The 271-nt window shown below is 62.7% G+C and carries 1 protein-coding gene and 1 pseudogene; both read left to right on the plus strand.

The window, feature by feature from the left end; translation table 11 throughout:
- On the plus strand, positions 1–145 hold a 145-nt coding region (locus KVT37_RS32240; RefSeq protein ID WP_217579032.1), incomplete at its 5' end, for a hypothetical protein.
- Between the two features lie 2 nt (positions 146–147).
- Positions 148–271 (plus strand): annotated as a pseudogene (locus KVT37_RS32245) (NADH-quinone oxidoreductase subunit H); the annotation flags it as partial.

Genomic DNA, 271 nt, shown 5'->3' on the forward strand with positions numbered 1-271 from the left:
GAAGCTCGGCGGCCGGCTGAACAAGGGCACCTTCGCCTCCTCGGGGAAGGACTTCTATCTGACCAACCCGATCGCGCGGGCGTCGGCCGTGATGGCTGTATGCTCGGCGCTGGCCAAGAGCGGCTTCAAGCAGGCGGCGGAATAAGCATGGGAACCTTTTTCTCCTTCTACGTGCTGCCGGCGCTGCTGATCCTGTTGAGGTCGGTCGTGTTGATCGTCGTGCTCCTGATCGGCGTCGCCTACCTGCTCTATGCCGACCGCAAGAACTGGG

The organism is Mesorhizobium sp. GbtcB19 (assembly GCF_019091085.1).
Classification (GTDB): Bacteria; Pseudomonadota; Alphaproteobacteria; order Rhizobiales; family Rhizobiaceae; genus Mesorhizobium.